At 72.4% G+C, this 7,137-nt stretch carries 2 protein-coding genes and 2 pseudogenes; all 4 read right to left on the bottom strand.

Features of this window, described 5'->3' with window-relative positions; all coding sequences use genetic code 11:
* Positions 1–2,343, bottom strand: a 2,343-nt coding sequence (locus ACVNF4_RS29815; RefSeq protein WP_461805996.1) for an SDR family NAD(P)-dependent oxidoreductase, incomplete at its 3' end; no start/stop codon positions are given.
* Positions 2,332–5,760 (bottom strand): annotated as a pseudogene (locus ACVNF4_RS29820) (type I polyketide synthase); the annotation flags it as partial. The pseudogene ACVNF4_RS29820 and the gene ACVNF4_RS29815, both read right to left, overlap by 12 nt.
* A gap of 69 nt (positions 5,761–5,829) precedes the next feature.
* Positions 5,830–5,886: pseudogene (locus ACVNF4_RS29825) on the bottom strand (hypothetical protein); the annotation flags it as partial.
* A gap of 81 nt (positions 5,887–5,967) precedes the next feature.
* On the bottom strand, positions 5,968–7,137 hold a 1,170-nt coding region (locus tag ACVNF4_RS29830), incomplete at its 5' end, for a beta-ketoacyl reductase (RefSeq protein WP_461805995.1).

The raw sequence follows: 7,137 nt of genomic DNA on the forward strand, positions 1-7,137 counted from the left end.
GCGCAGCAGGGGCGGCGGGGCGGTGTCGGCGGTCGCCGCGCGCAGCGCCGGGAGGTCCAGGGACATCGGCAGCAGCAGGGCGTCACTGTCCATGGCGAGCGCTCGGTCGAACAGGGCGAGCGCCTCGTCGGCGGGCAGCGCGGCCACTCCGGAGCGGGCCAGCCTGGCCAGGTCCGCCTGGCCCAACGGGTCGGTCAGCGCACTGCCGGGCGCCCACAGTCCCCAGGCCAGCGACAGACCGGGCAGTCCGGCCGCGCGGCGTTCGGCGGCCAGCGCGTCGAGGAAGACGCTGCCCGCCGCGTAGCCCGCCTGTCCCGGGTTGCCGAGCACTCCGGCACCGGAGGAGAACAGCACGAACGCGGCGAGGTCCAGGTCACGGGTCAGCTGGTGCAGATGCCAGGCGGCGTCCACCTTCGGCCGCAGCACCTCGACGACCCGCTCGTCGGACAACCCGGCGATCAGCCCGTCGTCGACGACACCGGCCGTGTGCACCACCCCCGTCAGCGGAACACCGGCCAGCACGGCGGCCAGCGCCTCACGGTCGGCGACGTCGCACGCCACCACCTCGGCGACGGCCCCCGACGCGGCCAGCTCGGCCACCAGTTCGGCCGCCCCCGGCGCGGCGAGCCCGCTCCGGCTCACCAGCAGCAGACGGCGCACCCCGTGCTCGGCCACCAGATGCCGTGCCACCAGACCGCCCAGCGTGCCCGTGGCACCGGTCACCAGAACCGTTCCCGCACCCTCGCCCGACAGCGACCCGGGCAACGTCAGGACGACCTTGCCGATGTGCCGGGCCTGACTGAGGAACCGGTACGCCTCCGGAGCCTGCCGAACGTCCCAGGACGTGACCGGCAACGGGTCGAGCACCCCCGCCTCGAACAGCTCCAGCAACTCGACCAGGATCTCCTGCGTGCGGTCGGGACCCGCCTCACCGAGATCGAACGCCTGATACCCGACCCCCGGATACGCCCGCGCCACCTCGTCGGGCTCACGCCGGTCCGTCTTGCCCATCTCCAGGAACCGGCCCCCGCGCGGCAGCAGCCGCAGCGACGCGTCCACGAACTCCCCGGCCAGCGCGTCCAGCACGACGTCCATGCCCGCGCCGTCCGTCGCCGCGAGGAACCGCTCCTCGAACTCCAGACTCCGCGACGACGCGATGTGCGCCTCGTCGAGCCCCGACGCCCGCAGCGCCGTCCACTTGCCGGGACTCGCCGTGCCGAACACCTCTGCACCCCAGTGCCGGGCCAGCTGGACCGCCGCCATCCCCACACCACCGGCCGCCGCATGCACCAGCAGCCGCTCCCCGGACCGCAGTCCCGCCAGGTCCCGCAGCCCGTAGAAGGCGGTGAGGAACACCACCGGCACACTCGCCGCCCGCACGAAGTCCCAGTCGTCCGGGACCGGCGCGACCAGCCGGCGGTCCGTCACCCCGTACGGCCCGAAAGCACCCGAGAACAGGCCGAACACCCGGTCGCCGGGCGCCAGATCGCTCACCCCGGCACCGACCTCGGTGACCACCCCGGCCGCCTCGTTGCCCATCGTGCCGCGCCCCGGCACCAGACCGAGCGCCACCACGACGTCACGGAAGTTCATCCCGGCAGCCCGGATCCGCACCCGCACCTGTCCCGCACCGAGCGGCTCGGCGACCTCGGGACACGGCACCAGCTCCAGATCCGACAGCGAACCCTGCTCCCGGATGTCCAGCCGCCAGTGCTCCCCGCCGGGCGCCACCAGCCCCCGGTCCCCAGGCACCGCCGCAGCGAGCCGGGGCACCCGCACCTCCCCGCCCCGCACCGCGACCTGTGGCTCGTCCCGCTCCACCGCCCACGCGAGGGCGGCCGAGACGTCCACGTCGCCCGGCTCAGCGTCCAGCAGCAGGAACCGTCCCGGATGCTCGCTCTGCGCCGACCGCAGCAGCCCCCACAACGGCGCCGCCACGAGATCCCGTTCACCGTCGCTATCGATCGCACCCCGCGTCACGACCGCCAGCCGCGTCGCCGAGAACCGCTCGTCGGCCAGCCACTCCCGCACGGCACCCAGCACCCACAGCGTGGACCGCCGCACCTCCTCGGGCACCTCACCCCCGCCCAGGGACGAGCACGTCAGCACGGTCAGCTCGGGCACCGGGCCACCCGCGTCCAGCGCGGCCACGAGATCGGCGAACCGCGCGTGCACAGCCCCCTCGAACCCCGGCCACCCCTCCCCGACCACGGCCCACCCCACCGAGCCGCCCCCGCCGGGCAACTCGCGCGCCGCGACCGTCCACTCCACCCGGAACAGCGACTCCCCACGCCCCCCGGCGAGCGCGGCCCGCAGCCGAGCCGGATCGGCCTGCCGCAGCACCAACGCCTCGGCACCGGCCACCGGCACCCCGGAACCGTCGGCCACACTCACCGACAGCGTGTCCGCACCGGTCCGCGCCAACCGCACCCGCAACACCGAGGCACCCGACGCCCACAACGACACCCCACGCCACGCGAACGGCAGCCACACCCGCTCCCCGTCGGCCGGGAACAGCCCGCCCACCCGCAGACCGTGCAACGCCGCGTCCAGCAGCGCCGGATGCAGCCCGAACCTCTCCGCGTCCCGCGCCTCGGGAGCGTCGAGCGCCACCTCCGCGAACACCTCGTCCGCCCCACGCCGCCACGCCGCCCGCAACCCCTGGAACGCCCGCCCGTACCCGTACCCCTCACCCGCGAACTCCTCGTACACCCCCGCGACATCCACCGCCTCGGCCCCCGCAGGCGGCCACTCGACGAGACCGTCCCGCACCGGCGACCCCGCCCCCGGCACCAGCACCCCGGCGGCATGCCGAGTCCACTCCTCGTCACCCGACGACGAAGCGGGCCGCGAGTACACCGAGAACGCCCGCCGACCCTCCGCGTCGGCCGCGTCGACCGTCAACTGAAGCTGGACGGCGGCCTGTTCGGGCAGCGACAGCGGCTCCGACAGCGTCAGATCCCCGACCGTCCCGCACCCCACCTGATCCCCGGCCCGCACCGCCAACTCCACGAACGCGGTCGCCGGGAACAACACCACCCCGCCGATCCGGTGATCCGCCAGCCACGGCAGCGCGCCCAGCGACACCTGCCCCGTGAGCAACAGCCCGTCCCCACCGGCCAGTTCCACCGCCGCCCCCAGCAACGGGTGGTCCATCGGCCGCAGCCCCAGCCGCCCGACACCCCCCGCGTCCGGACCGGCGACCGGAACATCCAGCCAGTAACGGCGGTGCTCGAACGGGTACGTGGGAAGACCGACCCGACCGGCGCCGTCGAACATCCGCGCCCAGCCGACCACTCCACCATGCGCCCACACCCGCGCCAGCCCGCCGAACAACGCCCGCTCCTCCGCCCGCCCGGCCCGCAACGCGGCGGCGAACACGATCGGCACACCGCTGTCCGCCCCCATCGCCGTCAGAACGGGATCGGGCCCCAACTCCAAGGCAACCGTGACACCTTGGTCGTGGAGGGTGTGGAGGGTGTCGGTGAAGCGGACGGTCTCGCGGATGTGGCGCGTCCAGTAGGCGGGGGAGGTGGCGTGGTCGTGGAGCGGGATGCGGGGAGTGTTGTACGTGACGCTTTCCGCGACGGCCCGGAACTCGCCGAGGATGGGGTCCATCGCGGGGGAGTGGAAGGCGTGGGAGACCTGGAGGTGCTTGACGCGTCGGCTCTGTACCTTGAAGTGCTCGGCGATGCGCTCGGCCTCGTGCGCGTCCCCGGAAACGACAAGCGCGTTGGGCCCGTTGAGGGCTGCGATGCCGACGCTCGGCGTGAGGTGGGGGAGGACTTCTTCTTCGGTGGCCTCGACGGCGATCATGGCGCCCCCTGTGGGGAGGCTCTGCATGAGGCGGGCGCGGGCGGTGACGAGGCGTGCGGCGTCGGGGAGGCTCCAGACGCCGGCGATGTGGGCGGCGGTTAGTTCGCCGATGGAGTGTCCGGCGACGACGTCGGGGTGGATGCCGAAGGATTCGACGAGTCGGTAGAGGGCTGTTTCGACGGCGAACAGGGCGGTCTGGGTGTAGAGGGTCTGGTCAAGTCCTTCGCCGTCGAGGATGACGTCCCTGATGGGCCGCGCGTCTTCGAGTTCGGCGTCCAGCGCGGCACACACCTCGTCGAGCGCGGCGGCGTAGACGGGGTACCGCTGATACAACTCCCGCCCCATACCGACGCGTTGAGATCCCTGGCCGGAGAAGAGGAACGCCAACCGGCCCTCCACGGCCCCGTTCTCGGGGCCCATGACCAGCCCGGGTGCCTCCTCCTCGCCGCGCGCCAGGGCGCCGAGCCCGGTGAGCAGGTTGTCCCGGTCGCCGATCAGCACCGCACGGTGCTCCAACTGAGCGCGCCCGGTGGCGAGCGACCAGCCGACGTCGGCAGGGGAGACGGTGTCCAGGCCATGGGCGAGGAGTCGGGCAGCCTGCTCGCGCAGGGCGGTTGCGGTGCGGGCGGAGAGCACCCAGGGGAGGACGCCGGACGACGGCTGCTCCGGCCGGGGAGCCTCGGCGGGCGCCTCTTCCAGGATGACGTGGGCGTTCGTGCCGCTCACACCGAAAGAGGACACACCGGCTCGCCGGAGCCGCTCCCCGGTCCGGGGCCAGGGGCGTTCCTCGGTGAGGAGTTCGACGGCACCGGCCGTCCAATTGACCTTGGACGAGGGGTCGTTGACGTGGAGGGTACGGGGAAGGACGCCGTGCCGCATGGCCTGGATCATCTTGATGACCCCGGCGACTCCGGCGGCGGCCTGCGTGTGCCCGATGTTGGACTTCAACGAGCCCAGGTACAGGGGCTGTTCGCGATCCTTCCCGTACGTGGCGAGGAGCGCCTGCGCCTCGATCGGATCGCCGAGGGTCGTCCCCGTCCCGTGCGCCTCGACGGCGTCGACCTCCTGCGCCGAGAGCCCGGCGTTGGCCAACGCGGCGCGGATGACGCGTTGTTGGGAGGGGCCGTTGGGTGCGGTGAGCCCGTTGGAGGCGCCGTCCTGGTTGACGGCGGAGCCACGTATGACCGCCAGTACGGGGTGCCCGTTGCGCCGGGCGTCGGAGAGCCGCTCCAGCAGCAGCATCCCGGCCCCCTCACCCCACCCCGTCCCGTCCGCCGAGTCGGAGAACGCCTTGCAGCGGCCGTTCGGGGACAACGCGCCCTGACGGGAGAACTCCACGAACGCCTCAGGGGTGGACATGACAGTGACGCCGCCCGCGAGGGCGAGGGTGCATTCACCGGAGCGCAGCGCCTGGGCGGCGAGGTGGAGGGTGACGAGGGAGGAGGAGCAGGCGGTGTCGACGGTGACGGCGGGCCCTTCGAGGCCGAAGGTGTACGACAGCCGCCCCGATACCACGCTTGCCGCGCCACCGGTCGCGAGATAACCGTCCGCCTGAGCGGGCGAGCGGCGCAACAGGGTCGTGTAATCCTGCCCGTTGGTCCCGGCGAACACACCGGTACGGCTGCCGCGCAACGAGTGCGGATCGACGCCGGCGCGCTCGAACGCCTCCCACGACGTCTCCAGAAGCAGCCGCTGCTGCGGGTCGAGCGCGGTCGCCTCGCGCGGGGAGATCCCGAAGAACGCCGCGTCGAACTCGGCCGCCGCGTCGAGGAACGCGCCTTCACGGACGTACGAGGTGCCGGTTCGTCCGGTGGCCGGGTCGTAGAGCGCCTCCAGGTCCCAGCCTCGGTCGGCGGGGAACTCCGACATGGCGTCCGTGCCGTCGGCGAGCAACCGCCAGAGGTCTTCCGGGGAGTTGACACCGCCGGGGAAGCGGCAGCCCATCCCGATGACGGCGATCGGTTCCCGCGCGGCGGCCGTGACCTCGTCGAGGTGCTGCCGGGTCTCCTGGAGTTCGCCCGTGACCCGCTTCAGGAAGTAGCGGAGCTTTTCCTCGTTGTTGTTCGTCACGGTGGAGCTCTCCAAGGGGGGGAAGACAGCGTGGTGCGTGGGGACGCCGATGTCGTGGTGCGGGAATGTCGTGGTGCCGGGCTACGAGATCCCGAACTCTTTGCCCAGGAACTCGAACATCTGGTCGTCCGAGGCTGTCTCCAGGTCGGTCCGGCCCTTCTCAGAGTCGTCCGACGGTTGTCGTGACACCTCGCAGAGCCGGAGCAACTCCCTCAGCCGGGCGGCGACTTCAGCCGTACTGGTGTCGGTGAGCGCGGTGATCGGGTCCCGGAGCAGCTCCAACTCGTCGAGCACGGCGGCCACTCCCGTGACACCGCCGGGAACGTCCAACTCCGTCCACAGGTGCTCGGCGAGGGCCCGCGGAGTCGGGTGATCGAAGGCCAGCGACGCGGCGAGCTCCAGACCTGTCGCCGAGTTGAGCCGCTTGCGCAGCTCGACGGCGGTCAGCGAGTCGAACCCCAGCTCCCGGAACGACCGGTCAGCGGTGATCGTCTCCCGGGCCTTGGCGGCGCTGTGCCCGAGCACGGCCGCGACCTCGCGACGCGCCAACTCCAGCAACTGCCAATGCTGTTCGGACCTGCTCAACCCCACGAGGCGCGCTCGCAGAGCGGCCCCGGGAGCCGTCTCCTCGACCTCGACGGCTCCCACAACCACCTGCCGTACCTCGGGCAGCGTCGAGAGCAACGGAGAAGGCCGCCCGGCCGTCCACCGGGGCACGAAGCGCCCCCAGTCCACGTCCATGACCATCACACACGGCTCGCTCCCCGCCAGCACCTGATCGAACGCCGCGAGCGCCTTCTCCGGCGCCATTGCCCCGACCCCGTCCCGCTCCAGCCGCTCCACCGCCGACTCCCGCGCGGCGAGTCCGTCTCCGGCCCAGCGTCCCCAGGCGACGGAGGTGGCGGGGAGTCCTTGTGCGTGGCGGTGGGTGGCGAGTGCGTCGAGGTGGGCGTTGGCTGCTGCGTAGTTGGCTTGTCCGGCGCTGCCGAGGGTGCCTGCGGCGGAGGAGAAGAGGATGAATGCCTTGAGGTCGTAGTGCCGGGTGAGGCGGTGAAGGTTCCAGGCGGCGTGTGCCTTGGGGTGCAGGACGGTGTTGAGGCGGTCGGGGGTGAGGTTGGTGATGAGGGTGTCGTCGAGTACGCCTGCGGTGTGGATGACGGCGGTGAGGTTGGGGATGGTGTCGAGGAGTTGGGTGAGTTGGTGTTCGTCTGTGATGTCGCAGGCGGTGATGTGGGCGCCGAGTGCGGTGAG

The organism is Streptomyces sp. S6 (genome assembly GCF_054880855.1).